This window comes from Pseudoclavibacter sp. Marseille-Q434, from assembly GCF_050315415.1.
Classification (GTDB): domain Bacteria; phylum Actinomycetota; class Actinomycetes; order Actinomycetales; family Microbacteriaceae; genus Pseudoclavibacter.
Map to the genome: position 1 here is coordinate 188,695 of NZ_JBNPQH010000001.1, position 24,770 is coordinate 213,464.

At 69.1% G+C, this 24,770-nt stretch carries 22 protein-coding genes; 13 read left to right on the forward strand and 9 right to left on the reverse strand.

Features of this window, described 5'->3' with window-relative positions:
• Window positions 1-14 precede the first annotated feature (14 nt).
• From ACQFZP_RS00930 to ACQFZP_RS00950, 5 genes are all read left to right on the forward strand, one after another.
• The gene (locus ACQFZP_RS00930) at window positions 15-1,781 is read left to right on the forward strand and encodes an ABC transporter permease (protein ID WP_211890059.1); all 1,767 of its coding nucleotides are present in this window, start codon (window positions 15-17) and stop codon (window positions 1,779-1,781) included.
• Entirely contained in the window at window positions 1,759-2,949 is a 1,191-nt protein-coding gene (locus tag ACQFZP_RS00935; RefSeq protein WP_307852712.1) for an ABC transporter ATP-binding protein, read from the forward strand. Before ACQFZP_RS00930 ends, ACQFZP_RS00935 begins: the two co-directional genes overlap by 23 nt.
• 128 nt (window positions 2,950-3,077) lie before the next feature.
• Window positions 3,078-4,100 (forward strand): LacI family DNA-binding transcriptional regulator, encoded by a 1,023-nt coding sequence (locus ACQFZP_RS00940; protein WP_104312528.1) that lies wholly within the window; start codon window positions 3,078-3,080, stop codon window positions 4,098-4,100.
• A gap of 106 nt (window positions 4,101-4,206) precedes the next feature.
• A complete protein-coding gene (locus ACQFZP_RS00945) occupies window positions 4,207-5,886 on the forward strand; it encodes an alpha,alpha-phosphotrehalase (RefSeq protein ID WP_211890060.1) in 1,680 nt (559 codons plus the stop codon).
• Window positions 5,887-5,894: 8 nt separating this feature from the next.
• The gene (locus tag ACQFZP_RS00950; RefSeq protein ID WP_211890061.1) at window positions 5,895-7,982 is read left to right on the forward strand and encodes a glucose PTS transporter subunit IIA; all 2,088 of its coding nucleotides are present in this window, start codon (window positions 5,895-5,897) and stop codon (window positions 7,980-7,982) included.
• Window positions 7,983-8,111: 129 nt separating this feature from the next.
• Here ACQFZP_RS00950 and ACQFZP_RS00955 read toward each other — a convergent pair whose 3' ends face one another.
• Complete coding sequence (locus ACQFZP_RS00955) at window positions 8,112-9,281, reverse strand: MFS transporter (protein WP_211890062.1); 1,170 nt, start codon at window positions 9,279-9,281, stop codon at window positions 8,112-8,114.
• Between the two features lie 23 nt (window positions 9,282-9,304).
• Window positions 9,305-10,015: a GntR family transcriptional regulator gene (locus ACQFZP_RS00960; protein WP_104312524.1), complete on the reverse strand. Its 711-nt coding sequence runs from the start codon at window positions 10,013-10,015 to the stop codon at window positions 9,305-9,307.
• 78 nt (window positions 10,016-10,093) lie between these two features.
• On the opposite strand from ACQFZP_RS00960, the gene acnA reads away from it, so the two are divergent.
• From acnA to ACQFZP_RS00985, 5 genes are read left to right on the forward strand one after another with little or no spacing between them, the layout of a single operon-like run.
• The gene (gene acnA, locus ACQFZP_RS00965; RefSeq protein WP_211890063.1) at window positions 10,094-12,769 is read left to right on the forward strand and encodes an aconitate hydratase AcnA; all 2,676 of its coding nucleotides are present in this window, start codon (window positions 10,094-10,096) and stop codon (window positions 12,767-12,769) included.
• A 20-nt stretch (window positions 12,770-12,789) separates the two neighbouring features.
• A complete protein-coding gene (rraA, locus tag ACQFZP_RS00970) occupies window positions 12,790-13,263 on the forward strand; it encodes a ribonuclease E activity regulator RraA (RefSeq protein ID WP_258066212.1) in 474 nt (157 codons plus the stop codon).
• 41 nt (window positions 13,264-13,304) lie between these two features.
• Window positions 13,305-14,309: a Bug family tripartite tricarboxylate transporter substrate binding protein gene (locus ACQFZP_RS00975; protein WP_104312521.1), complete on the forward strand. Its 1,005-nt coding sequence runs from the start codon at window positions 13,305-13,307 to the stop codon at window positions 14,307-14,309.
• Window positions 14,306-14,884 carry a tripartite tricarboxylate transporter TctB family protein gene (locus ACQFZP_RS00980; protein ID WP_104312520.1) on the forward strand — a complete coding sequence of 193 codons (579 nt, stop codon included), beginning with the start codon at window positions 14,306-14,308 and terminating at the stop codon, window positions 14,882-14,884. The genes ACQFZP_RS00975 and ACQFZP_RS00980 overlap by 4 nt, the downstream gene beginning before the upstream one ends.
• A 1-nt stretch (window position 14,885) precedes the next feature.
• The gene (locus tag ACQFZP_RS00985; protein ID WP_104312519.1) at window positions 14,886-16,448 is read left to right on the forward strand and encodes a tripartite tricarboxylate transporter permease; all 1,563 of its coding nucleotides are present in this window, start codon (window positions 14,886-14,888) and stop codon (window positions 16,446-16,448) included.
• Window positions 16,449-16,487: 39 nt separating this feature from the next.
• Here the strand turns inward: ACQFZP_RS00985 and ACQFZP_RS00990 are convergent, their stop codons facing one another.
• The 3 genes from ACQFZP_RS00990 to ACQFZP_RS01000 are packed head-to-tail and all read right to left on the reverse strand — an operon-like array spanning window position 16,488 to window position 19,137.
• The gene (locus tag ACQFZP_RS00990) at window positions 16,488-17,180 is read right to left on the reverse strand and encodes a GntR family transcriptional regulator (RefSeq protein WP_211890065.1); all 693 of its coding nucleotides are present in this window, start codon (window positions 17,178-17,180) and stop codon (window positions 16,488-16,490) included.
• Complete coding sequence (locus tag ACQFZP_RS00995) at window positions 17,177-18,127, reverse strand: ornithine cyclodeaminase family protein (protein WP_211890066.1); 951 nt, start codon at window positions 18,125-18,127, stop codon at window positions 17,177-17,179. The genes ACQFZP_RS00990 and ACQFZP_RS00995 overlap by 4 nt, the downstream gene beginning before the upstream one ends.
• Entirely contained in the window at window positions 18,124-19,137 is a 1,014-nt protein-coding gene (locus ACQFZP_RS01000; protein WP_104312516.1) for a proline racemase family protein, read from the reverse strand. The genes ACQFZP_RS00995 and ACQFZP_RS01000 overlap by 4 nt, the downstream gene beginning before the upstream one ends.
• A gap of 125 nt (window positions 19,138-19,262) precedes the next feature.
• On the opposite strand from ACQFZP_RS01000, the gene ACQFZP_RS01005 reads away from it, so the two are divergent.
• Window positions 19,263-20,300, forward strand: coding sequence for a DNA polymerase IV (locus ACQFZP_RS01005; protein ID WP_104312515.1), 1,038 nt, complete (start codon window positions 19,263-19,265; stop codon window positions 20,298-20,300).
• Between the two features lie 35 nt (window positions 20,301-20,335).
• On the opposite strand, the gene ACQFZP_RS01010 is transcribed toward ACQFZP_RS01005, so the two are convergent.
• Complete coding sequence (locus tag ACQFZP_RS01010; protein WP_249312076.1) at window positions 20,336-20,803, reverse strand: RrF2 family transcriptional regulator; 468 nt, start codon at window positions 20,801-20,803, stop codon at window positions 20,336-20,338.
• 92 nt (window positions 20,804-20,895) lie between these two features.
• On the opposite strand from ACQFZP_RS01010, the gene ACQFZP_RS01015 reads away from it, so the two are divergent.
• Both ACQFZP_RS01015 and ACQFZP_RS01020 read left to right on the forward strand, forming a co-directional pair.
• On the forward strand, window positions 20,896-21,630 hold the full coding sequence (locus ACQFZP_RS01015) for an SDR family oxidoreductase (protein WP_211890067.1): 735 nt from the start codon (window positions 20,896-20,898) through the stop codon (window positions 21,628-21,630).
• A gap of 107 nt (window positions 21,631-21,737) precedes the next feature.
• Window positions 21,738-22,934, forward strand: coding sequence for a benzoate/H(+) symporter BenE family transporter (locus ACQFZP_RS01020; protein ID WP_211890068.1), 1,197 nt, complete (start codon window positions 21,738-21,740; stop codon window positions 22,932-22,934).
• Between the two features lie 74 nt (window positions 22,935-23,008).
• Here ACQFZP_RS01020 and ACQFZP_RS01025 read toward each other — a convergent pair whose 3' ends face one another.
• The 3 genes from ACQFZP_RS01025 to ACQFZP_RS01035 are packed head-to-tail and all read right to left on the reverse strand — an operon-like array spanning window position 23,009 to window position 24,764.
• Complete coding sequence (locus ACQFZP_RS01025) at window positions 23,009-23,281, reverse strand: GlsB/YeaQ/YmgE family stress response membrane protein (RefSeq protein ID WP_211890069.1); 273 nt, start codon at window positions 23,279-23,281, stop codon at window positions 23,009-23,011.
• A complete protein-coding gene (locus tag ACQFZP_RS01030) occupies window positions 23,278-24,261 on the reverse strand; it encodes a cation diffusion facilitator family transporter (RefSeq protein ID WP_211890070.1) in 984 nt (327 codons plus the stop codon). Before ACQFZP_RS01030 ends, ACQFZP_RS01025 begins: the two co-directional genes overlap by 4 nt.
• On the reverse strand, window positions 24,258-24,764 hold the full coding sequence (locus tag ACQFZP_RS01035; RefSeq protein ID WP_249311988.1) for a transporter substrate-binding domain-containing protein: 507 nt from the start codon (window positions 24,762-24,764) through the stop codon (window positions 24,258-24,260). Before ACQFZP_RS01035 ends, ACQFZP_RS01030 begins: the two co-directional genes overlap by 4 nt.
• Window positions 24,765-24,770 lie beyond the last annotated feature (6 nt).

Genomic DNA, 24,770 nt, shown 5'->3' on the forward strand with positions numbered 1-24,770 from the left:
AGCGCAGACGAACAATGACCTCCACACTCGAAGCAGTCGCGGGCGGCGTCACGCCGCCCGCGACCCCGGCCGCCCCCAGGCGCGGCAAGCGCCCGGCTCCACGAACGCGAGCACGCGCCGATCGCAGCGTCGTGATCCTCGGCCTTGCCGTCGCCCTCGTCCTCCTGCTGCTCATCGGCTACCCGGTGGTGAGCCTCCTCTCCGCGGCCTTCGCCCCGGACGGCCTCGCCGTGCTCGGCAGCATCGTCACCGACCCTGTCAACCACCGCATCATCCTCAACACCCTCACCCTCGGACTGATCGTCGGCGTGATCGGGACGATCATCGGCTTCCTGTTCGCCTTCGCCCAGGTGCGGGTCGCGTTCCGTGGGAAGCGCGCACTGCACCTGCTCGCGATGGTCCCGATCGTCGCACCGCCTTTCGCGGTCGCGACGGCCGTGATCACGCTCTTCGGGCGCAACGGCGCGATCAGCAACGGCATCTTCGGCATCAAGGGCGACATCTACGGCCTCACCGGCCTCGTTATCGTCCTCTCCCTCTCCTTCTTCCCCGTCGCCTACATGAACTTCCGGGGCATGCTCGAGTCGCTCGACCCGAGCCTCGACGAGGCCGCCGCCGGTCTCGGCGCGAGCAAGCTCAAGGTGTTCTTCTCCGTCACCATCCCCATGCTGGTCCCCGGCTTCGCCGGGTCCTTCCTGCTGCTGTTCGTGGAGTCGATCGCCGACCTCGCCAACCCGCTCGTCCTCGGCGGCGACTACACGGTGCTCGCCAGCAGGGCGTACCTCGCGGTCACGGGCGACTACAACACGAGTGCCGGCGCCGCCTACTCGCTCACGATCCTCGTCCCGGCCCTCCTCGTGTTCCTCGTGCAGCGCTACTGGGTCTCCAAGCGCAGCGTCGTGACGGTGACCGGGAAGCCGACCGGGCGATCCGAGCAGATCACCGCCGCGAGCATCCGCGTGCCCATCCTCCTGCTCGTCGGCTCGATCAGCGCGCTCATCGTCACCATCTACCTGACCGTGCTGTCCGGCGGCTTCATGAAGGTGCCGGGCGTCAACAACGAGTTCACCCTCGAGCACTTCCAGTTCGTGCTCACGGGCATCGGCTCCAAGGCGATGACCGATACCGCCACCCTGGCCCTCATCGCAGCACCCATCGCGGGTGTGCTCGGGATGCTCATCGCCTGGCTCGTGGTGCGCAAGCTTCGGCGCACGGCCGGCATCCTCGACTTCGTCGGGATGCTCGGGCTCGCCGTGCCTGGCACGGTGCTCGGCATCGGCTACGCGCTCAGCTACATCACGCCCACGACCATCTTCGGCGTGCAGATCCTGCCCGCGCTCGCGGGAGGCAGCGCCGCCTTCGCCGGTGGCATCGCGATCGTCATGGTCTACATCACGAGGTCGCTGCCGTCCGGTCAGCGCTCGGGCATCGCAGCGCTGAACCAGATCCACCCCGCCATCGAGGAGGCCTCAACCTCGCTCGGCGCGGGCTCTGGCACGACCTTCCGCAAGGTCACGCTGCCGCTCATCCAGTCGGCCCTCCTCACGGGCCTCACGTTCGCCTTCGCGCGGTCGATGACAACCCTGTCGCCCATCGTGTTCCTGACCACGCCCGGCATCAAGATCATGACCTCGCAGATCCTCGCCGAGGTCGACTCCGGCCGGTTCGGGAACGCGTTCGCGTACTGCACGGTGCTCATCCTCATCGTGCTGACGCTCATCCTCATCATCAACTTCCTCGTCCGAAAGGTGATCTTCCGTGGTCGCACACACCGTCGTTGACTCCGTCGAAGGCCTCGCCGAGGCCGTCGGCATCGACCCAGAGGCCGCGCTCGGCCGCATCACGCTCCGCAAGCTGACGAAGCGGTACGGCGCGAAAGCGGACGACCCGCTCGCGGTCGACTCCATCGACCTGGAGATCGAGCCGGGCGAGTTCATCACCCTCCTCGGCCCGTCCGGCTGCGGCAAGACCTCGACGCTGCGCATGATCGCCGGCTTCGAGGAGCCGACCTCCGGCGAGCTGGAACTCGACGGTGCGGACATGATCCGCGTCGCCCCCAACCAGCGGCCCATGTCGATGGTGTTCCAGTCGTACGCGCTGTTCCCGCACCTGTCGGTGCGCGAGAACGTGTCCTACGGCCTCAAGCTCAAGAAGATGCCGGCGGCGCGGATGCGCGAGGAGGTCGACACCGTCCTCACGATCATGAACCTCATGAACTTCGCCGACCGTGCCCCGCACCAGCTCTCGGGCGGCCAGCAGCAGCGTGTCGCCCTCGCCAGGGCCCTCGTCATGCGCCCGAAGGTGCTGCTCTTCGACGAGCCCCTGTCGAACCTCGACGCGAAGCTGCGCGTGCTCATGCGCAACGAGATCCGGCGCCTCCAGCGTCGCCTCGGCATCACGAGCATCTTCGTCACCCACGATCAGGACGAGGCGATGACCCTCTCCGACCGGATCGTCGTGATGAACCGGGGCCGGATCGAGCAGGTGGATGTGCCGGACACCGTCTACCGGCGTCCAGAGTCGGTCTTCGTCGCCGACTTCATCGGCCGGGCCACCTTCCTCGACGCGACCCTGCTCGCCGAGCCCACGGACGGCCGGGCTCGCGTCGTCGCGCTCGGGCGCGAATTCGAGACCGACTGCCAGGACAGGGTCACGATCGACACGGAGGTGCTGCTCATGATCAGGCCCGAGTCGGTTCGCCTCTCGGAGCGGGTGGATGCGGCAGACGTGCACGGGGACATCGGTCGCGTGCTCAACGCGATCTTCCACGGCGACAGCGTCGAGTACGAGATCGAGACGGACACCGGCACCATCGTCGCGCAGGTGTCCGACCCGTCCGTCGAGGACATCCTCCGGCCCATGGACTGCGTCCGCGTCAGCATCGCGCCTGACCGCGGGTGGCTGCTGCCGAAGACCGACTACGAGGAGGACGCCGCGGCGGCGCACTAGTCACGTCGGCACCGTGAACTCGGGCCGTCTGCTCCTCTCGGAGCCGGCGGCCCGATTTCCGTCATGGCGCTCACGTGCGCCTCCCGGGCGAGGTCCTTGCCCGTATCCGAACGGCTATAGTCGCGATCATGGAGCCAGAAGACACCTCGCCCGTTGGCATGGCCGGCATCGCCGCCGCCGCGGGCGTCTCCGTCTCCACCGTCTCCCGGGCGCTCAGCGGCGTGCCCGGCGTCTCCACGGCGAAGCGCGCGGAGATCCGCAGGATCGCGCGGGCCCAGGGGTACCTGGCCGACGACGTCGGCCGAGAGCAGAACCGGGACGCCCGAACCGCGGGGCGGATCACGGCCGTCATCCCGGAACCCGACCGCTGGGTCTTCGGCTCCATCCTCGCCGGGCTGCACGACGTGCTCACCCCGACGGGCGCGACGCTCACCGTCTACCAGGGGCTCTCCGGGCGCGAGCGGGCGAAGCTGTTCGAAGCCACCGCGCTCTCCCGCAGCAGTGACGTCGTGGTGCTCGTGCCGATGCCGCATCGCATGCCGGTCCCTGACGTGCGGCGCCTCGGCGTTCCCGTCGTCGTGGCTGGATCCGTCGTCGAGGGCGTCGCGAGCGTCGGCATCGATGACGTCGTCGTCGGCCAGCAGGCCACGAACTCCCTCATCAACGGCGGATGCACGAGCATCGTCTACGCGTCGAGCACCGACCACGAGGGCACGCCAGGCAACGCCTCCCGCCGCCGAGCCGAGGGCTTCGAGTCGCGCATGCAGCGAGCCGGACTCGACCCGAGCTGGCAGGTGCAGGTGCCGTTCGGCCCCACGGCGGGCCAGGTCGCCGCGGAGCAGCTGCTGGCCGGGGAGCGCCTGCCCGATGCGGTCTTCGCGTCGTCCGACGACCTCGCCTCCGGCATGATGTCCGCGTTCCGCAAGGCCGGGGTGCGCATCCCCGAGGACCTCTCGATCATCGGCGTCGACGACAGTCCGATCGCGAGCCTCATGCACCTCACCACGATCGCGCAGCCTGCACGCCAGCAAGGACACCTCGCGGCATCGATGGCGTTGCGTGCCCTGCAGGGTGACCCGCCGAGCGAGGCGGTCACGCTCGAGACGCGCCTCGTCATCCGCGAATCGACGGGGCACCCGACCGCGAGATAGCGCGCGCTTCGCGGTCTTGCGGGTGGTTCCGGCCAGTTGCGCAAAGGCACGCAACAGTCACGCAAGCGCCCCGAATCGCGTCGGCCCCGGTCCTAGGCTTCTGCCGATGCGTACTGAATCCAACGGCGGCTTCCAGCAGAGCACCGTCTACCAGATCTACCCGAAGTCCTTCCTCGACTCCACGGGCAGCGGCGTCGGCGACCTCCGCGGTGTGATCCGGAAGATCCCGTACATCGCGTCGCTTGGCGTGGACATGGTCTGGTTCAACCCGTTCTTCGCGTCGCCGCAGGCCGACAACGGCTACGACATCTCCGACTACTACCGCATCGACCCCGAGATGGGCACGATGGCGGACTTCGAGGAGCTCGTCGCCGGCCTCAGGGCAGCGGGCATCGACGTCATGCTCGACATGGTGCTCAACCACACGTCCACTGAGCACGAGTGGTTCCAGCGTGCGCTCGCGGGCGAGGACGAATACCGCGACTTCTACTTCGTGCGGCCGGCGGGCGCCGACGGCGGCCCCCCGAACAACTGGGTGTCCAAGTTCGGGGGAGCGGCGTGGGACCGCTTCGGCGACACCGACGAGTACTACCTGCATCTCTTCGACCGCACCCAGGCGGACCTCAACTGGCACAACCCTCGAGTGCGCAGCGAGATGGCCAAGATCGTCGAGTTCTGGCGGCTCAAGGGCGTGCGCGGGTTCCGCTTCGACGTCATCAACCTCATCTCCAAGCCCATCGACCTGCCCTCGGCGCCCGAGGGTGCCGACGACCGGTACATGTACACCGACGGCGAGCTCGTCACGACGTTCCTGCGCGAGCTGGCGGAGGCCTCCTACGGGAAGGATGCAGGATGCGTCACGGTCGGCGAGATGTCCTCGACCTCGATCGAGCGGTGCGTCGAGTACTCGCATCCCGAATCCGGGGCCCTCTCCATGGTGTTCAACTTCCACCACCTCAAGGTCGACTACATCGACGGCAAGAAGTGGTCGGTCGGGCGCTTCGAGCTCGACGCGCTGCGCCGTGTGCTCATGGAGTGGGCCGACGGCATGCAGGCTGGCGGCGGCTGGAACGCGCTGTTCTGGAACAACCACGACCAGCCCCGCGCGCTCAACCGCTTCGGTGACGCGGGCCGGTTCCGGGTCGAGTCGGCGATTATGCACGCCACGCTCCTGCACCTGTTCCGCGGCACGCCGTACGTGTACATGGGGGAGGAGATCGGCATGACCGACCCCGAGTACACGTCGATCGACGACTACGTCGACGTCGAGGCGATCAACGCGCACACGGCGCTTGTCGGCACCGGCCTGTCCGACGAGGACGCACTGCAGATCGTCCGCGCGAAGGCCAGAGACAACGCCCGCACCCCCATGCAGTGGGAGCCCGGCCCAACCGCCGGCTTCACCTCGGGCACGCCGTGGCTCCGGCCCACGAACGCCGAGCTCATCAACGTGGCTGCCGAGGAGCGGAACGGGCGCATCCTGCCCCACTACCGCCGGCTCATCGAGCTGCGGAAGGCGCACCCCGTCATCAGCCACGGCGAGATAGCCGGGTATGCGCCAGAGCACCCGCACGTCTTCGCCTACGAGCGCACGCTCGGCGAGACGCGCCTGCTCGTCCTCGCGAACTTCCTCGACAGCCCCACGCGCATCGACGTGCCGGCCGAGTTCACTTCGGGTCGCGTGCTCATCTCCACCATCGACCGCGCCGCCGCGCCGAGCTCGCCCGACGTCGAGCTCGCGCCGTACGAGGCACTCGCGATCCTCCTCGAACCTTCCGAAAGCTAGGAGCAGCAATGTCCCAGACCGAACTCAGCGGAGGCATCGTCGCGCCGCTCGCCGGCACGATGGTCGCCATCACCGATGTCCCAGACCCCATGTTCGCCTCGAAGGCCATGGGCGACGGGTTCGCCGTCGCGCCGAACGCAGACGATGTCGTCGCGCCGTGCAGCGGAACCGTCATCATGGTCGCCAAGACCGCGCACGCCTTCGGCATCCGCACCGACGACGGCCTTGAGGTGCTCGTGCACATGGGCATCGACACGGTCGAGCTCGAGGGCGCGCCCTTCGCGATGCACGTCGACGTCGACGACCGCGTCGAGGCCGGGCAGCCGCTCGGGCGCATGGATCTCGCTGCCGTCGAAGCCGCGGGCAAGAGCACCATGACCATGGTGATCTTCCTCAACCTGGCCCAGAAGAAGGGCTCCGTCGAAGCCGCGACCGGCCCCATCGGGCTCGGCGAGCGGGCTGCGACCCTCGACATCCCCGAGCAGGATGCGGATGCGCCAGCGGCGGCGCCAGCGGCAACGGCAACCACGGAGGCGTCAGCGCAGAGCGCGGCTTCGCCCGCGACTGCGAAGACCGCCGTGGCCACCGGGCACCCCTCCGGCGCGACCGGATTCGACGCCCTCGCCTACGACATCGTCGAGGGCATCGGCGGCAAGGACAACATCCGCAACGTCGTCCACTGCATCACCCGCGTTCGCTTCACGCTGAAGGACACGGAAGCGGCCAACGACGACCTCGTCAAGAACCTCGATGGCGTCATCGACGTCATCAAGGCCGGCGGCCAGTACCAGGTCGTCATCGGCCCGGCCGTGGAAGACGTCTACGACGCCGTGGTCCGTGTCATCGGCGGCACGGGGGAGGCGTCGCCTGACGACGAGACAGTCGAGCGGCCGACGACCATCGTCGGGTGGTTCCAGTTCGGCTTCAGCTCGCTCATCGGCGTCATCACCGGCTCGATGATCCCCGTGATCGGGCTGCTCGCCGCATCCGGAATCCTGAAGGGCATCCTGGCCCTGCTGACGCAGTTCGGGGTCGTCGAGAGCGACAGCTCGACCTACGCGCTCATCGACGCGATGTCGTCGTCGATGTTCTACTTCCTGCCCATCATCATCGGGTTCACGGCGGCACGCAGGTTCGGCTCCGACCCCATCATCGTCGCCATCATCGGCGGCGTGCTCGTGTTCCCCTCGGTCGTCTCGATGTCGGACCCTGCGGCCGATGGCTACACGGTCGTCAGCCAGCTCGGCAACACGATCTTCAACGCCGACTTCTTCGGCATCCCCGTGGCGCTGCCGCAGGGCAACGCCTACGCGTACTCGATCTTCCCGATCATCGTCGCCGCCTACCTCGCGTCGCTGCTCGAGCCGCAGCTCAAGAAGTACATTCCGGCGGTCGTGCGGATGATCTTCGCACCGCTGCTCGAGGTCTTCATCATCTCGACCGTCATGCTCGTGGTCTTCGGCCCCATCATCATGACCATCTCGGGCGGCATCGCGAACGGCATCAACGGCGTGCTCGAGGTCAACTACGCGATCGCTGGCCTCATCATCGGCGCCCTCTACCAGTGCCTCGTCATCTTCGGCCTGCACTGGGCGGTCATCCCGCTCGTCGCCTCGCAGATCGCGATCGACGGCTCGTCGCCGCTCAACGCGATCATCTCGGCGACCATGGTGGCGCAGGGTGGCGGCGCGCTGGCGATCTGGATCCGCACGCGCAGCCAGAAGATCAAGACCCTCGCGGGCCCCGCGACCATCTCGGCGTTCTGCGGCATCACGGAACCGGCGATGTACGGCTTGAACCTCAAGTACGGTCGAGTCTTCATCACCGCGTCCGCCGGTGGCGCGGTCGGCGGCTTCCTCACGGGGCTCATGGATGTGAACATGTACGGCTTCACGGGAGCGTTCGTCGGCTTCCCGTCGTTCGTGAACCCTGCAGGGCTCGACCACAGCTTCTTCGGATTCCTCATCGCCTCCACGGCTGCACTCGTGGTCTCGTTCACGCTCACCTACTTCTTCGGGTACAGCGACAACGACCTCGAGACGGAACGCGCCGTCAAGAAGGTTCGCCTCGGGAAGCGCGAGCCCGCGGGCGTCTAGAGTTCCCGCGCCGCCACGTCGTCGGCGGCGCGGGGCGACAGAGCGGAGACCCCGGTGGTCACCTCGAGGATGCGCCCTCGAGGTGGGCACCGGGGTTCTTCGGTTGAACGGGGCGGCACTTGCCGCCGGCTACTCCCGCTTCTTCTGCGTGTAGGCGACCGTGGCGGCGGCCGCGAGCGAGGCGCCGATGGCGACGAGCACCCCGCCGCCCCCGGTGAGCGGGGTGAGGAGCCCAGCCCCCGCCGGGATGAGCGACTGCGCGAGCCTGTTGCCGACGAGTCGGAGCGAGAGAGCGAGGCCGCGCTGATCCTCCGGCGCCACGTCGGTGAGCCAGGCCATCGTGATGGGCTGCGTGACACCGATCGCGAACCCGTAGAGCACGGCCGCGACGACGAGCCAGATCGGGCCGATCGGGAGGCCCGTGAGGGCGAGAGTCACGGCAGCCGCTCCCAGCGAGATCAGCAGCAGCATGCGCCGGGAGAGCCGTCGACTGAGCGCGGGGAGGGCCGCCCGGGAGGCGAGCGTCGCGAGGGCGCGGCTCGTCAGCATGAGGCTCACGAGCGCCGCGGAGATACCGGGCTGCGTGCTGAGCGCGGGCCAGAACGCGAGCGTCACGTCGACGGAGGCGATGGCGATCCCGCCCGCGACGACCGCCCGGAACGCGCCTGGCTCGCGCAGGATCTTCCGGCTCGACGCGAACGACCCCGGCCGCTTCGCGGTGCTGGCGCCTCGCGACCCGCTCCCCAGGAAGAGGCTGGCGACGCCGAGCAGGACGGCGGCTCCCATGGCGCACCAGAACACGAGCGAGAGGTTCGGGCCAGGGCCGGCGGGGTTCGGGATGGCCAGCAGCAGCGGGCCGAGCGTCTGGCCGATGGATGCGGCGAGCGTGTAGAGCCCGAACGCCGACTCCCGAGACCCCACCTTCGAGCGATTGGCGACTGCGGTCTGCTCGCTGATGATGCTGAGCAGATGTCCGACGCCGAGGACGAGGGCCGCGACCATGAGGCCTGCGACGCTCTGCAGGGACACCAGCGCGATGCCGATCGCGGCGATGAGCAGGACGCTGCCGAGCACCGCGATGGTGCGTTCGCCGCGCCCATCCGTGAGCCGGCCGGCGGGCAGGGCGAGGAGGAGAGCCGGGAGCGCGAACGACGTCGCGAGCAGGCCGATGACGGCCTCCTGGCCGCCCGCTTCGAGCACGGCGAACGAGAGCCCGGGGCGAACCGCATACGTGAGCACCTGGATGAGCACGGCGTGCACGATGATCCACGGCCACCGCGAGCCGGGTGTGCCCGGCATTCAGCGCACCTCCGTCGCGCGCGTCACTCCGCGGTCTCGGAGTCGCGCGCAGCGCTCGGCTCGAGGGTGCCGATCGCGCGACGCCCGAGGCTGTGCGTGATGTGCTTGCGGGAGCGCTCGCGGGCCAGCTCCGGATCGCCGGCGACGATCGCGTCTCGGAGGGCAGTGTGCTGCCGGTGCACCCGTGCCCGGTCCTCCGCCGTCGGGGACCAGGCGCGCAGCGCCCGCTGTCGGTAGAGGTCGGTCTTGTCCCAGAGTCCCTCGAGGATGCCGAGGAGTGTCGGGTTGGCGGCGGCCTCGTAGATGGCGAGGTGGAAGCGGCGGTGGGCGTCAAGCGCTTCCGGGGAAGCGACCCCGGTGAGTGGTTCGAGCTCACTGAGTGCCGCATCAATGCGCGCGATGTCCGCGTCGTCTCTTCGTTCCGCTGCGAGACCGCACGCGAGGGGGTCGGCGGCGGCGCGCACTTCGTACAGGTTCTGCGCCTCCGCCTGGGAGAGCGGGACGACCCGGGCGTCCCGGTGCGAGCCGAGCTCCACGAGTCCTTCGGTGGACAGGCGTTTGAGGGCTTCCCGCAGCGGGGTCGTGCTCAGGCCGAGTTCGGCGGCCAGCTTCGTCTGCCCGATGACCTCACCCGGTTCGATGACGCCGGTCAGGATGCGGCGGCGGAGTTCCTCGTAGGCGAGTTCGCTCTTGCTTCGGAACAGCGGCTGCAGCGGGGATGCAGGGGCGGGCATATGCCGATGGTAGCAACTCCCACGGCATCATGTAGCATCGAGCCTATAACCTACAACGTGGAATGAGACGGAGGAAGCGTGCTGACGGACACCGAGACGACGACGGTTCTCGCCACCGCATACGGCGACCTCGAGATCTGGCCCATCGCCGCGGTCCCCGGGGCGGAGCGGCTGCCGTTCGCGCACCGGATCATCCTCGAGAATCTGCTCAGGCATCAGGACGGCGAAGTCGTGACGCGAGGCGACATCGACGCGCTCGTCTCCGGGGGAGCTGGCACCCACGACATCGCCTTCCACCCCTCCCGCGTCTTCCTGCACGACACGAACGGCGTGCCCGTGCTCACCGACCTGGCGGCGATGCGAGACGCCTTCGCGGCCAGAGGCATGGACCCAGCGCTGCTCGACACCGAGGTTCCGGCGCAGCTGACCGTCGATCACTCCGTGGTCACCGACTTCTTCGCACGGCCGGATGCCCCGGCACTCAACGTGCGCCGCGAGTACGAGCGCAACGCCGAGCGCTACCGCTTCATCAAGTGGGGCCGTGAGGCCTTCTCGGGGCTGGAGGTCGTGCCGCCGGGCGCCGGGATCATGCACCAGGTCAACGTCGAGTACCTCGCCGACGTCGTCACGGTGCGCGATGGCCGGGCATTCCCCGACACCGTCGCGGGCACCGACTCCCACACCACGATGGTCAACGGACTCTCGGTGCTGGCGTGGGGTGTCGGCGGCATCGAGGCGGAGGCCGCCATGCTCGGCGAGCCCGTCACGATGCTCATTCCGCCCGTCGTGGGCGTCGAGCTCATCGGGCGCCTCCGACCAGGCGTGACGGCGACGGACCTGGTGCTGACGCTCACTGAGCGGATGCGCGCCCTTGGCGTCGTCGGGAACATCGTCGAGTTCCACGGGCCGGGCGTCGCCGAGGTCTCGCTCGCGACGCGCTGCACGATCGCCAACATGAGCCCGGAGTTCGGCTCGACGTCGGCGATCTTCCCGATCGACGACGCGACGATCGAGTTCCTGCTCATGACGGGGAGGAGCGAGCGGCAGGCGAGCCTCGTGGAGACCTACGCTCGGGCACAGGGGCTCTGGAGCGACCCCGCCAACCCTGCCGAGTACAACCGTCGGGTCGTCGTCGACCTCGACGGCATCACTCCGAGCCTGGCCGGCCCGCGGCGCCCGCAGGACCGCATCGAGCTGGCAGGTGCGCCCAGCGCGACCGCGCGTGCCCTCGCGGAGGCGCACCAGGTCGCGCCGCTCACCTCCGACGAGGGTGAGCGTGCGGTTCCGGACGGCGCCGTCGCGATCGCATCCATCACCTCCTGCACCAACACGTCGAACCCGGCCGTCATGATGGCGGCTGGGCTGCTCGCGCGAAACGCCAGGGCGCGCGGGCTGCGGTCGAAGTCGTGGGTGAAGACGAGCCTCGCCCCCGGGTCTCGAGTCGTCACCGACTACCTCGCGAAGGCGGGGCTCATGTCGCCGCTCGAGGAACTCGGCTTCGGACTCGTCGGGTTCGGCTGCATGACCTGCATCGGCAACTCGGGCGATCTCCTTCCCGAGGTGCTCAGCGGCATCGAGCAGGACGGCATCGTCGTCGCCTCCGTGTTGTCGGGCAACCGCAACTTCGACGGCCGCATCAACAACGACGTCGGCATGAACTTCCTGGCCTCGCCGCCGCTCGTCGTCGCCTACGCGCTCGCCGGCACGATGCACGTCGACCTGACGCGCGACCCGCTCGGGTACGACGCGGCAGGGGCCCCGGTCTACCTCGCCGACATCTGGCCGAGTGACCAGGAGATCCAGCAGGCCGTCTCGAGCTCCATCGACCCCGAGATGTACACCGACGCCTACTCGACCATCTTCGACGGCGACGAGAACTGGCAGGGGCTGGATGCTCCTGGCGGCGACGGCTTCGACTGGGATCAGGATTCGACCTATCTGCAGCGGCCGCCGTTCCTCGAGCTCGACGACGCCGCGGGCAGCGCCGACATCGAGGGTGCGAGAGTGCTCATGTTCCTCGAGGACTCGGTGACGACCGACCACATCTGCCCAGCCGGGCGCATCCCAGCGGCCAGTGCGGCGGGCCGACACCTGACCGAGCTCGGGGTAGGGGCCCGCGACCTGAGCAGCTACGCCTCGCGGCGCGGCAACTGGCGCGTCATGAAGCTCGGCGGGTTCACGAACACCCGCCTCGTCAACCGCCTGGTGCCAGCAGGCAACGGCGGGAGCACCCGCGACTTCCTCGCGGGGGAGCCGGCGGCGACGGCGCCGATCCGCGAGATCCACGCGGTCGCAGACGCCGCGGCCGACGCGGGGGTGCCGCTCATCGTGCTCGCCGGGCGTGAGTACGGAACCGGGTCGTCCCGCGACTGGGCCGCGAAGGTCACCCGCCTGCTCGGGGTCCGGGCCGTGATCGCGCAGTCCTTCGAACGCATCCACCGCTCCAACCTGGTCGGCATGGGCGTGCTCCCGCTGCAGTTCGAGGAGGGGACGAACGCCGACACGCTCGGGCTCGACGGCAGCGAGCGCTTCAGCATCCGCGGCCTCGCGGTCGACGCCGACGTGCCCGACCGTCTCGAGGTGGTGGCGGTGCATCCAGAGACCAGTGCGGTCACCTCGTTCGCCGTGCGCGCACGCGTCGACACGTCGCTCGAGCAGCGCTACCTCCGTTCGGGCGGCGTGCTGCCGTACGCGCTCGAGCGGGCGGCCTCGCGCCACGAGCAGAACCTGGCAACCTCCGAGAAGGGCGAATGAAGATGGCAGACAGTACCCACGTGAGCACAACCGATCTCGTCGACGAGCACGAGGACAGCATCCAGTCGTGCGACGTGCAGCTCCGCGACCTCGGCGGACTTATTCGGTTCTCCGGACGCATCGCGACGTTCCGCTCTCCCGTCGACAACCTCCAGCTGAAGGCCATCGTCGAGGAGCCTGGCGACGCCCGCGTGCTGGTCGTCGACGCCGGAGGGTCGCTGCACGCCGCGATGGCGGGCGGGAACATGGTCGCGAGGGCCGCGGCCAACGGCTGGGCGGGGCTCGTCGTGAACGGCGTCGTCCGAGACACCGAGGAACTCGCCGCGCTGCCCATCGGCGTCAAGGCGATCGGCACGAACCCGCGGCGCTCGACGAAGAACGGCCTCGGTGAGCGGGACGTCGAGGTCGAGTTCGGCTCGGTCGTGTTCCGACCGGGGGAGTTCCTCGCCGCCGATGAGGACGGCGTCGTCGTCCTCACCACACCAACGGGCTGAACCGCCCACGCCACCCTCCCCACAGGAAACAACGGAGTTTCATGTCAAAGACACCCAGAACACCGCTCCGACGCGTCGTGAACGTCGTCGTCGGAGTCTGTGCCGTCGCGATCGTCGCCTCGGCCACGGCGCTCTCCATCAGCCGTTCATCGGCAGCGGAGGACGTCAGCGCGAACCTCACGCTCATCGCTCCAGCCGGTCCTGGAGGCGGCTGGGACGGCTTCGCCCGCGAGCAGCAGCAGGCGCTGCGTGCGACTGGCCTCGTCGGCAACGTGCAGGTCGTCAACATCCCGGGTGCCGCCGGAACGATCGGGCTCGGCACGTTCACGACGATGACGGGCCGCAGCGACACCCTCCTCGTGACCGGGTCGGGAATGACCGGCGGCATCGCGCTCAACGACTCACCGGTCGGCTTCGACGACGTCCGGCCGGTCGCGAAGTTCGCCGAGGACTACGACGTGATCATCGTGCCGGCCGACTCCCCGTACACGACCCTCGAGGAGCTCGTGGGTGCGTGGGCTGCCGACCCGAAGTCCATCCCGTGGTCGGGCGGCTCCGCCGGCACCATCGACCACCTCCTCATCGCCGAGCTCGCGCAGGCCGCTGGCATCCAGCCTGCGGAGCTGACGTACATCCCGAAGTCGGGCGGTGGAGAGGCCATCCAGGCGCTGCTCAATGGAACGGTGGACGCGGTCGCCACCGGCTACAACGATGTCTCCGACCAGATCGAGGCCGGTCGAGTGCGTGCGCTCGCGGTCAGCGGGGCGGAGGAGCTGGAGGGTGTCGACATCCCGACGATCATGTCGCAGGGGTACGACGTCGAGGTCGCAAACTGGCGCGGGCTCCTCGCGGCCCCGGGGGTGAGCGACGAGGCCTTCCAACAGCAGCTCGAGATCTTCAGCGAGCTCAGGGAAAGCGACGAGTGGCAGGAAGTGCTGACTCGTCTGAGCTGGGAGGACTCCTGGCTGACGGGACCGGAGCTTGACGCGTTCCTTGTCGAAGACATGGCCCGAACCGAGGCACTGCTTGAGGAGCTGGGACTGTGACCGCACACACCGAGACGCATCTCGACGACTTCGACACCGGGGGAGCCCAGCAGAGATGGTGGACCGGCCGATCCGGGCTCATCTTCCCCGGCATCCTGGCCGCCTTCGCGAGCTACCTCCTCTACGGCCAGGTGACCATGGACGTCGCACCGGACACGGACCCACCCGGCCCCGGGTTCTTCCCCGGCGCGATCATCGCGCTCCTCTACCTGTTCGCGGTTCTGCTGGCCATCGGCATCATCCGCAAGCCGCAGCTGCCGGAGGACGTGCACAGCGACCTCCGCACCGCGGAGATCAGCGTGCTCGGCCAGGGCGGTCCGCGCTGGTACAGCGACTGGTCCCGCGTCGCGTGGGCGGTGGGCGGGTTCGTGGCCTTCATCCTGCTGCTGCAGCCGCTCGGCTGGATCATCGCGGCCGGCCTACTGTTCTGGACCATGGCGCGAGCGTTCGCGTCGCCGAGTCCCGTGCGGGACATCCTCGTCTCGCTCACCTTCTCATCAGTGCTGTATCTGCTGTTCGCCGGACTCCTCTCGGTGAACCTGCCAGCCGGATCGATCTTCGGCGGAGGGATCTGACATGGACATCATCAACAGCCTCCTCGGCGGCTTCGAAGGGGCGCTGACCCCGATCAACCTCATGTGGGTGCTCATCGGCTGCCTCCTCGGCACCGCCGTCGGCGTCCTCCCCGGCCTGGGTTCATCCATGGCGGTCGCGCTTCTGCTGCCGATGACGTTCGCGCTCGACCCGACCGGGGCGTTCATTCTCTTCGCCGGCGTCTACTTCGGCGGCCTCTTCGGCGACTCCACGATGGCCATCCTCATGAACACGCCAGGCTCGTCGTCGGCGATCGCCTCGACGTTCGAGGGGCACGCGATGGCGAAGGCCGGGCGGGCGCCACAGGCACTCGCCACGGCGGCCATCGGGGCATTCATCGGTGGCTTCGTCTCCTCGATCGCGGTCGTCTTCCTCGCACCGGCGCTCGCGGAGCTCTCGTCGAACTTCGGGCCAGCCGAGTACGTCGCCCTCGCCCTCTTCGCGTTCATCGCCACGTCCTCGATCGTCGCCGAGTCGGTGGTGGCAGGACTGGCGAGCCTCACGCTCGGGCTCGGCATCTCCGTCATCGGCATCGACTCGGTCACGGGCACGGAGCGCTTCACGGCTGGCGTGCCCGAGCTGTTCGACGGCATCTCACTGGTCACGGTGACGGTCGCCGTGCTCGCGCTCGGCGAGGTCTTCCGTGTCGCCTCCCGAGCCCGCCGCGAGCCGGCGAACGTCTCGATGATGTCGAGCCGCACGCCGCGCCTCTCACGCGTCGAGTTCTTCAATGCGCTCCCAGCGTGGATCCGAGGGACGGGTATCGGCCTGCCCTTCGGCGTCATCCCCGTTGGCGGCTCTGAGGTGCCGACGTTCATGGCCTACAGCCTGGAGAAGAAGATCGACAGCCGCCGGAAGGATCCCGAGTTCGGCAAGGGCGCCATCCGCGGTCTCGCCGCGCCGGAAGCGGCAGGCAACGCGACGACGGGCACCGCCATGGCCTCGCTGCTTGCCCTCGGCCTCCCGGTCTCCTCGACCGCGGCGATCATGCTCGCGGCCTTCCAGCAGTACGGCATCCAGCCTGGGCCACTGCTCTTCGAGCGGGCACCCGACCTGGTCTGGGGCCTGCTCGCGAGCTTCTTCATCGCCATGATCGTGCTGCTGCTGCTCAACCTGCCGCTCGCGCCGCTCTGGGCGAAGCTCGCCGACATCCCGAAGCAGTACCTGTACCCGGGCATCGCGGTGTTCTGCGCGATGGGCATCTTCGCGACGTCCGCTTCGATCTTCGACCTCTGGATGCTCCTGCTGCTGGCCCTGCTCGGCTTCGCCATGCGCCGCTTCGGCATCCCGCTCGCACCACTCATGATCGGGATGGTGCTCGGGCCGCTCATGGAGACGAACGTGCGGGACGCGCTCCTCAGCTCAGGCGGCGACTACTCGGTCTTCTTCTCGAGTCCCATCGCCGTCGCGCTCTACATCGTGCTGGCAGGCGTCATCGCCTTCACGATCGTCGGACGGGTGCGCTCGTACCGGCCGAAGAACGTCGAGTTCCAGACCACGCGCGAGACGAACTTCGAGGTGTCAGGCAAGAAGCGCCGCGACTGACGTCCGAGGCGAGGCCGGCAGCGCATGCTGCCGGCCTCTTCACGCCTGCGCCCACTCGCCCCGCACGTGCCCGATGTGCCGCGCGACGATCTCCTGCATCCGCTCGCGGTCGCCGTCGAGGGCCGCCTCGATCATCTGCTCGTGCTCGAGGGTGGATGCGGTGAGCTGGCCAGCCTCGGCGAGGGGCACCAGGTTGTGGAGGCGGCTGCGCTCGCGGGCGCGGCGCACGATCTGCACGAGCTCGGGGTTGCCGTGCACGGCGAGGAACGCGGTGTGGAACTCGGTGTCGGCCGTGAGGTACGCCACCATGTCGTTGGCCTTCTCCGCCTGCTTCATCGCCTCCACGAGAGGGCGAAGCGATCGGATGCGCGCGGCGTCGTCGTCGCTGCGGACCTCGGCGATGTCGCCCATGACAGGCACCTCGAGCAGCAGGCGCACCTCCGCGAGGTTGTCGAGTTCCGCGCGCGTGACCTCCGTCACCCGGAAGCCTGTGTTCGGAACGACCTCGACCATCCCGTCGCGCGCCAGGTCGAGCATCGCCTCGCGCACGGGGGTCGCCGACGAGTCAAAGCGCGCGGCGAGGGTGGGCGCCGAGTAGACCTGGCCTGGCGCGAGGTCGCCGCCGATGAGCGCCGCCCGCAGCTCGGCCGCCACCCGCTGGCGAACGGAATCCCGGCGCCCCGCCCCCGGGGGAGGCTCGGCGCCTGACGGCCGTGCTGGAGCCGAGCTCATCCTCGGCGCCCATCGGCGTCGGCGATCGCCTGCGCGAGCACGAGGTCCTCCCACGACATGCCGGCGCTCTTGAACACGACGGGCCGCCCGCCGCGAAGGCCGCGGCTGCCTCGCACGAGGTCGCCCATCGGGATGAGATCGTCGGCAGCGAGGTGCCCCTCGTCGATCGCCAGCACCACGTCGCCGCATTCGCGGAGCGCCGCGCCGATGTCCTCCACGATCACGTCCGACCGGCCGAGCAGGGCCCCCGGCAGCTCGCGCGCATCCGGCGAGTGCGAGCCCACGGCGACGACGACCGCGTCGTCGCGCACGACATCGTCCTCGAACAGCGGAGTCGAGGCGGTCGTCGTGCAGAGGATGAGCCCCGCGGCACGGGTCGCGGCTCCGGCCTCCTCGGTGCCCGCCGCCACGACCGCATCGAAGTCGGCACCCGTCGTCACGCGGGCGGGGGAGCGGACCACCGAGGTGACGCTGCCCACGAGTCGAGTGCCCTCGAGCACCGCGCGGACCGTCCGCACGTGCGCTCGGGCCTGTGGGCCCGCTCCGAACACGACGATGTCCAGCGTTCCGGAGTCGCGCTCGAGCGCATCCCTGATCGCCGCGACCGAGACGGCCGAGGTGCGGATGTCGGTGAGCGCGGGACCGTCGATGAGCGCGCGAGGGCTGAGCGTCGCCGAGTCGAACAGCACGTAGAGGCCCTGGATGCGCGCGAGGCCCCGCGCGGGATTGTCCGGCGCGATCGTGAGCACCTTGATGCCGGTGCTTGTCGCCGTCTCCGCGGGCATGAGCAGGAACTCGCCGCCATCGAGCTGCTCGAAGATGCGCGCGTGGTCGGTCTCGGGACGGAAGCCGCCCGCGAGGGCGCGGCGCAGCGCATCCACGGCCGCCGTGGGCGTGAGCAGGGCCTCGACATCGCTCGCGTCGAGGAACGGGATGCCGGCGCTCATCGCAGCACGAACCCGGGGGTCATCTCGTCGCGAGGGTCGACCTCGAACACATGCTCCCCGGTCTTGTGGGCGATGCCGGAGACCTGCGTCGTCGTCGCCCGGTGCCCGGCTTCGACGCCTTCCGCCACGACCCGCGCCAGGAATCTCGAGCCGACGATCGAGTCGTGCACCAGTTCTCCGCCGACGGGCAGGATGCCTTCCTCGGTCAGCGTGGCGACCCGCGCGCATGTGCCGGACCCGCAGGGAGAGCGGTCGAGCTCTCCGTCTGCGAAGACCGTCGCGTTGCGCTGGTGCACGACGCCGTCCGCGCTGTGGTCCGAGTACAGGATCGTGCCGTAGATGCCGTTCAGGCGTCGGTCGCTCGGATGCTCGGCGTGCGCCGAGTCGTTCAGGAGCCACTTCACCTCGCGGCCGAACGCGATGACCTCGCTCACGTCCTCCGGCTCGATGGACAGCCCGACCGCGGTCGCGTCGACCTGGGCGTAGATGGCCCCGGCGAAGGTGATGTCGGCGAGCACTTCACCGCGGGATGTCTGCACGGGCACACGTCGAGCAAGCACGTACCCGGGCACGTTGATGAAGTCGGCTCCGGTGACCGTTCCAGCCTGGTCCGTGCGGACCCGGGCCGTCACTCTTCCCGAGGGGACGTCGATGACGACGTCCGTCGTCCCGCTCTCGTCGGCAGTCACGAGCCCGCTCTCGATCGCCCACACGCCGAGCGCGATCGTGCCGTGCCCGCAGGCCGTCGAGAAGCCGTCCTTGTGCCAGAAGAGCACCCCGAGGTGAGCGCCGGCGTCGTCCGGCTCGACGATGAAGCCGCCGTACATATCGGCGTGCCCTCGCGGCTCGAAGCAGAGGAGACGACGAGCGCGGTCGACCTCGGGGGACGCTGCGGCGAAGACGCGCTTGCTGGCGACGTCATCACCGTCGATCGCGATGCCGAGATCCGGGACGATCCGGAACGGCTCGCCGGCTGTGTGGTAGTCGATCGTCGCGAACCGTTCGCGCATGATGCCTCCCCGTCGATTGCAATTGCAATAACACTACGCCTCGTCTGGCTCACGAGCGAGGATGGTGACACGCGACGCGCGCATCCCTCGAATGTGGCCTAGAACATAGGTACGATGGCGTGGTCATGAACTCGTACCTGCTCCATGCCGACGCCGATGCGTTCTTCGCGTCGGTCGCGCTGCGGGATCGGCCGGAGCTCGCGGCCAAGCCCGTCGCCGCAGTGGCGCACCTCTTCATCGCGAGCGCCAACTACCCGGCCCGCGAGTACGGCATCCACGCGGGCATGCTCGTGACCGAAGCCCGAGAGCTGTGCCCCCGCATCCTCCTCGTCGAGTCCTACCGGCAGGAGGTCGAAGCGGTGGGGGATGCGCTCTTCGCGCTCTTCGACTCGATCGCCAGGGGTATCGAGCCCGGTTCGATCGAGGAGGCGTTCCTCGACGTCGGAGCCACCACGCCGGAGGGGGCGCTCGAGGTCGCGCACGAGCTGCGACGGCGTGCCGCCACCGAACTGCGCATCCCGGTCAGCGTCGGCATCGGCCGCACGAAGCTCATGGCGAAGCTCGCGTCACGCAACGCGAAGCCCGACGGTGTGCACGTCATCGACCCGGCGCGCGAACTCGAGCTGCGCACGGAGCTGCCCATCGGCGACGTCTGGGGCATCGGAGCCCGCACCGAGGCGAGGCTCATCAAGCTGGGCGTCGCGCGCATCGGCGACGTCGACGTCATCCCGCGCGACGAGCTCCTCCGCGTGTGCGGCACGGCGATGGCGAGGCGGCTGTGGCGCATCCGCGCCGGCACGGACGAGGCCATGATCTCGCCCATCAGGCATCGCACGTCGCTCACCTCCGAGTCGTCGACGTCCGGGTATGCGCGCGCGGATCGCACGCCCGTCGAGGTCGTCGAGGGGTGCGTCGAACGCGTCTGCCATCGAGCCACCCGCGCCGGCCTCAGCGCGACCGGCATCAAGCTGGAGCTGCGCCCGACCGGTCTCGCCCCGATCCGCGAGAGGTATCAGGGCATCGACTCGAGCGCTTCGTTCGACGTGTGGATGCCCGTGGCTGAGCGGTTGCTCGTCGCCTCGAAGGCGACCGAGATCGAGTCGGCCAGCGTGACCCTCACGGGGCTCCTGCCCGTCGAGCTGGTGCAGCCGACGCTCTTCTGACCCGGGCGGGGCTCGTTCTCCTCGGTTCGCGAGTCTCAGCCCGCGGACAGCCAGGTGCGAACGCCGTCCCACGCACCGGGTGTGGCATCGTCGACCGTTGCTGCGAGGTCTGCGATCGAGACGCCGCGAAGCGAGTCACGCCAGGCGATCTCGGCCTTCGCCATGACCTTCGCGATGCCGCAGGGGGTGGTGCACGCCTCGGGTGGCGAGGCGAGGGGGCCCTGTTGGCGTATCTCCGTGCATCGGAATGCCCGCTCCGGTCCATCGATGGCTCGCACGACGTCGTAGACGGAGATGTCCTCGGGGCTTCGGGAGAGTCGGTAGCCGCCATCGCGCCCCTCGACGGCCGCGATGATGTCAGCCTTCGACAGCGCCTGCATGTGCTTGGCGAGGTAGCTCTTCGAGACGCCGTGGAGCTCGGCGAGCTGCGCGACGGGCACCGGGGACTCGCTGGCGCTGAGGACGGCGCAGCAGTGCAGTCCCCACTCGACCCCCGCGGACATCTTCACGCAGCTCATGATACTCGGATATGAAATGTCTGTGTATGCTCGTGATGACGGACAAGATTTGTCCGAGTTAGATGGGAGGAAGCACCATGCGCATCGCAATTGCCGGATCCACAGGTCTCGTCGGGCGGCACGTCGTCAGAGAAGCTCTCGCTGCAGGGCACGACGTCCTCGAGCTGTCACGTCAGAACGGGGTCGACCTCACGTCCCCTGACGGTCTGGCGGGCCGTCTCGAGGGCGTCGACGCCGTCGTCGACGTCACCCAGAGCCCGACCCTCGATGAGACGGAATCAACGCAGTTCTTCACGACCGTCGCCGGAAATCTGGGCGACGCGGCTCGGGAAGCCGGGGTCACCCGCAGCGTGACGCTCTCGATCATCGGCATCGACCACGTCCCCGACTACGGCTACTACGTCGCGAAGCTCGCCCAAGAGCGGACCGCCATCGAACGTGGACCCGCCGCCCGCATCCTGCGAGCCGCCCAGTTCCTCGAGTTCCCAGGTCAGATGCTCGACTGGAACCGTGACGGCGACAAGGTGGTCATCCCAGAGCTCAAGACCCAGCCGGTCGCGATCTCGGAGATCGCACGCCTCCTCGTCCGTCTCGCCGACGACAGGGTCCCAGAGGCCATGGTCGAGCTTGCCGGCCCCGAGTCCGGCGAGCTGACCGACTTCGTGCGCCGCGTCGCCGAGGCACGCGGCGTCGAAGTCGAGGTCATCGGGGTCCGCGCCAGCGAGGGAATGGCCGACGGGGCCTGCTTGCCGGGCCAGAACGCCATCATCGCCGGCCCGGGGTTCACCGACTGGCTGGCCACACAGGCGTAACCGGTCCCGTCGACCGCGGCTTCCCGCGGTTTCGTTGGCCCGCGCCCTGCCTCTACGCTGAACTGCAGATCGCGGGATGCGCGAGCGGACGAGACGAGGACCCCACGATGAGCAGCACCGTCGAGCCGCGCGAGGGCATCCTGCGCCCCATCTCGGCCGGCGTCGTCTCCGCGCTCGTCGCGTTCACGAGCTCGTTCATCGTCGTGCTGACCGGTCTGACCGCTGTCGGTGCCAGCGCAGACCAGGCGTCGAGCGGGCTCCTCGCGGTGAGCGTCACCATGGGCCTCGGCTGCATCCTCCTCGCGAGCTGGACCCGCCTGCCCATCACGGTCGCCTGGTCCACGCCCGGAGCGGCGCTGCTCGCGGCGACGGGCACGCTCGAGGGCGGGTGGCCAGTGGCCGTCGGCGCGTTCCTCGTCACGGGCATCCTCATCATCGTCACCGGCCTCATTCCACAGCTCGGTGCACTCGTGGCGCGGATCCCCGTCTCCGTCGCCCAGGCGATGCTCGCAGGGGTGCTGTTCCAGCTCTGCCTCGGACCGATCACCGGCATGGCCGAGAACCCGCTGGCCGTCGCGCCGGTCGTCGTCGCGTGGCTGCTCGCGCTGCGCTTCCTGCCGCGCTGGGCCGCGCCCATCGCGTTCCTCGTCGCCGCGATCGTCATCGGCGTCCACATCGTGGCCTCCGGGGCTTCTCTCGACGCCGCCGACCTGGCGCCGCGCATCCAGTTCACGGCACCCGAGTTCTCCGTCACCGGGATGATCGGCATCGCGCTTCCCCTGTACCTCGTGACGATGGCCTCCCAGAACGTGCCAGGCGTCGCCGTCATGAAGGGGCTCGGCTACGACGTCCCGTGGCGTCGCTCCCTCATCGTGACGGGCATCGGCACGGTCGCGGGAGCCCCGGCAGGTGGGCACGCCGTCAACCTGGCCGCCATCAGCGCCGCCCTCGCGGCCGGTCCGGAGGCCGGGGAGGACCGTTCGAGGCGCTGGATCGCGAGCGTCACCAACGGGGTCGTCGTCATCGTGCTCGGCGTCGCCTCCGCCGCGTTCGGGGCGCTCGTGCTGCTCGCCCCTGCTGGTGTCATCGCCGCCGTCGCCGGGCTCGCGCTCGTCGGCACGCTCGCGAGCTCGCTCAAAGCAGCGTTGGCAGAGACCGGGGAGCTCGTCCCCGCCGTCGTGACGTTCGCGACCGCCGCATCCGGCATCGCCATCGGCGGGGTCAGCGCCGCGTTCTGGGCGCTGGTCGCGGGCCTCATCGTCCGCGTCGTCGTGCGCCCGCGCCGCCCGCCCGCCCAGGGCTGAGTTGCGGTCCCTAAGACCGCGGAATGACGACCAGAAGTCCGCCGCGGGCCGCCGGCATAACCGCTGAGCGTGGCTCAGTCGTTGCGCGGCGCGGTGAGCCTCACGACCACGAGGAAGACGGCGAGCGCGGCGATCGCACCCACGATCGCGGAGGTCCAGTTCGGCAACGAGAAGGGGTCGCTCGTGCTGCTCCAGAAGAGCACGCTGCCGAGCCAGCCTCCGAAGAGCGCGCCGAGCGCGCCCACGAAGAGCGGCGCGATCCAGTCGTCCCGACGGCGAGTCGGGAGGAAGCGCTTCGCGACCACCCCCGCGACTAGGCCGATGGCGAGGAAGGCGAAGTAGCTCACGCGTGCTCCTGAGGTTCTGGGGACGAATCGACGGGCTTCAGCTCCCGGTACGCGAACGGCGGGATCTCGGCGACCGGAACGAGGACAACATCCCGCAGCTTCCAGTCGAGCCCACGACAATCCTCCGTGAGTCGATGCAGTTCCGCCAACTCGAGCGCGGCGCTGTCGCGAGGCACGATGAAGACCTCCGCCTGCAGCTCATGCCCTTGGTCTCGCACCCGGCACCCGACCTGCGCCACCCAGTCTCGTGCCTCCACGAACGTGTTGAGCTGTCCCGCCAGCGGGTGCGGGCGTTCGCCGTCGTAGGTGCGTGCCTGCTCATCCATGAGGTCGAGCACCGCGATGCGCAGGTTCCGAACACCGTCGTACAGGATGCTCGCCGAGATGAAGAGCGCCGCGACGGAGTCGAGCCACCAGAGGCCGATGCCGATCCCCGCGACCCCGACGGCCGACCCGACCGCGGTCTGCCAGTCGGCCTTGTTCATGTCGGCGTCCGCGTACAGCACCTTGTCGTGCAGCTTCGCGGCGAGCTTCATCTTGTGGTGCCCGATGATGACCGGTGGCCACGCGATGAAGATCATGACGCCGATCATCAGCCAGCCGAGCCAGATCTGCCGCCCGAACAGCTCGACTGAACCGATCGTGGGGTGCTCCTGTGCGAGCAGCCCGGAACTCGAGTCGACGATCAGGAACACGGCCATCGAGGTCAGTGCGATGCCGGACACCAGGTGCCCGATGCCGACGGCCCGGTGGTAGCCGTAGGGATGCTCCACGGTCGCAGCCCTCCGGCTGATGCGAGCGGCGATGAGGAACGCGAACGGCGGGATGAACGACAGCAGGTCCTCGAGCCAGGCGGCCTTCATGGCCTGCGAGTTGCCGAGCACCAGGTAGACAAGGGTGACCGTGACGGCCAGGAAGCCGATGGTGATCCACTCGAGCCGGATCGCCTTCCTGCGGACCTCGTCGTGGGAGTCGCTCATGAGGTGGCCTCCGCAAGGTACGTCTCGAGCTCGACGAGGTAGGCGTTCTCGCCCATGGGCGTGAGCATCACGTGGGATACCTTGCCGCCCGCGGCGTCCTCGGTCTCCAGGAACGGCTGCGTCGAACCGGCCTCGTCGACGTAGGGCGAGTCGTCGCGGAAGCCGGCGATCGCGAGGTCGAGCGTGCCGTCCTCGAGGCCCTGGACGAGGGCGGCCTCGGAACCGTCCACCCAGGTGATCGAGGCGCCGAGCTCGTCGGCGAATCCCTCGACGAGCTCGACCTCGACGCCCGTCGGGTCCGCGCCCTCAGCGATCCCCGTGAACGGCGGGTTGTGGGAGACGCCGACGCGGAGCTCACCGCCACGAACTCGATCGAGGGTCCCGTCCGGGTCGGTCGGGACGCTCATCCCGCACCCGCACAGCATCAGCACGGCGGTCGCGACCGCCATCGCCACGGCGATCGTCCGTCGCACGCTCGTCAACTCCCAGACGCGCAGAGCCATGTCAGC

Excerpts from the sequence above, each read along its gene's own strand:
- ACQFZP_RS00930 (WP_211890059.1), top strand. The coding sequence starts at position 15 with ATGACCTCCACACTCGAAGCAGTCGCGGGCGGCGTCACGCCGCCCGCG.
- ACQFZP_RS00940 (WP_104312528.1), top strand. The coding sequence starts at position 3,078 with ATGGAGCCAGAAGACACCTCGCCCGTTGGCATGGCCGGCATCGCCGCC.
- ACQFZP_RS00945 (WP_211890060.1), top strand. The coding sequence starts at position 4,207 with ATGCGTACTGAATCCAACGGCGGCTTCCAGCAGAGCACCGTCTACCAG.
- ACQFZP_RS00950 (WP_211890061.1), top strand. The coding sequence starts at position 5,895 with ATGTCCCAGACCGAACTCAGCGGAGGCATCGTCGCGCCGCTCGCCGGC.
- ACQFZP_RS00955 (WP_211890062.1), bottom strand. The coding sequence starts at position 9,281 with ATGCCGGGCACACCCGGCTCGCGGTGGCCGTGGATCATCGTGCACGCC.
- ACQFZP_RS00960 (WP_104312524.1), bottom strand. The coding sequence starts at position 10,015 with ATGCCCGCCCCTGCATCCCCGCTGCAGCCGCTGTTCCGAAGCAAGAGC.
- ACQFZP_RS00975 (WP_104312521.1), top strand. The coding sequence starts at position 13,305 with ATGTCAAAGACACCCAGAACACCGCTCCGACGCGTCGTGAACGTCGTC.
- ACQFZP_RS00985 (WP_104312519.1), top strand. The coding sequence starts at position 14,886 with ATGGACATCATCAACAGCCTCCTCGGCGGCTTCGAAGGGGCGCTGACC.
- ACQFZP_RS00990 (WP_211890065.1), bottom strand. The coding sequence starts at position 17,180 with ATGAGCTCGGCTCCAGCACGGCCGTCAGGCGCCGAGCCTCCCCCGGGG.
- ACQFZP_RS00995 (WP_211890066.1), bottom strand. The coding sequence starts at position 18,127 with ATGAGCGCCGGCATCCCGTTCCTCGACGCGAGCGATGTCGAGGCCCTG.
- ACQFZP_RS01000 (WP_104312516.1), bottom strand. The coding sequence starts at position 19,137 with ATGCGCGAACGGTTCGCGACGATCGACTACCACACAGCCGGCGAGCCG.
- ACQFZP_RS01005 (WP_104312515.1), top strand. The coding sequence starts at position 19,263 with ATGAACTCGTACCTGCTCCATGCCGACGCCGATGCGTTCTTCGCGTCG.
- ACQFZP_RS01010 (WP_249312076.1), bottom strand. The coding sequence starts at position 20,803 with ATGTCCGCGGGGGTCGAGTGGGGACTGCACTGCTGCGCCGTCCTCAGC.
- ACQFZP_RS01015 (WP_211890067.1), top strand. The coding sequence starts at position 20,896 with ATGCGCATCGCAATTGCCGGATCCACAGGTCTCGTCGGGCGGCACGTC.
- ACQFZP_RS01020 (WP_211890068.1), top strand. The coding sequence starts at position 21,738 with ATGAGCAGCACCGTCGAGCCGCGCGAGGGCATCCTGCGCCCCATCTCG.
- ACQFZP_RS01030 (WP_211890070.1), bottom strand. The coding sequence starts at position 24,261 with ATGAGCGACTCCCACGACGAGGTCCGCAGGAAGGCGATCCGGCTCGAG.
- ACQFZP_RS01035 (WP_249311988.1), bottom strand. The coding sequence starts at position 24,764 with ATGGCTCTGCGCGTCTGGGAGTTGACGAGCGTGCGACGGACGATCGCC.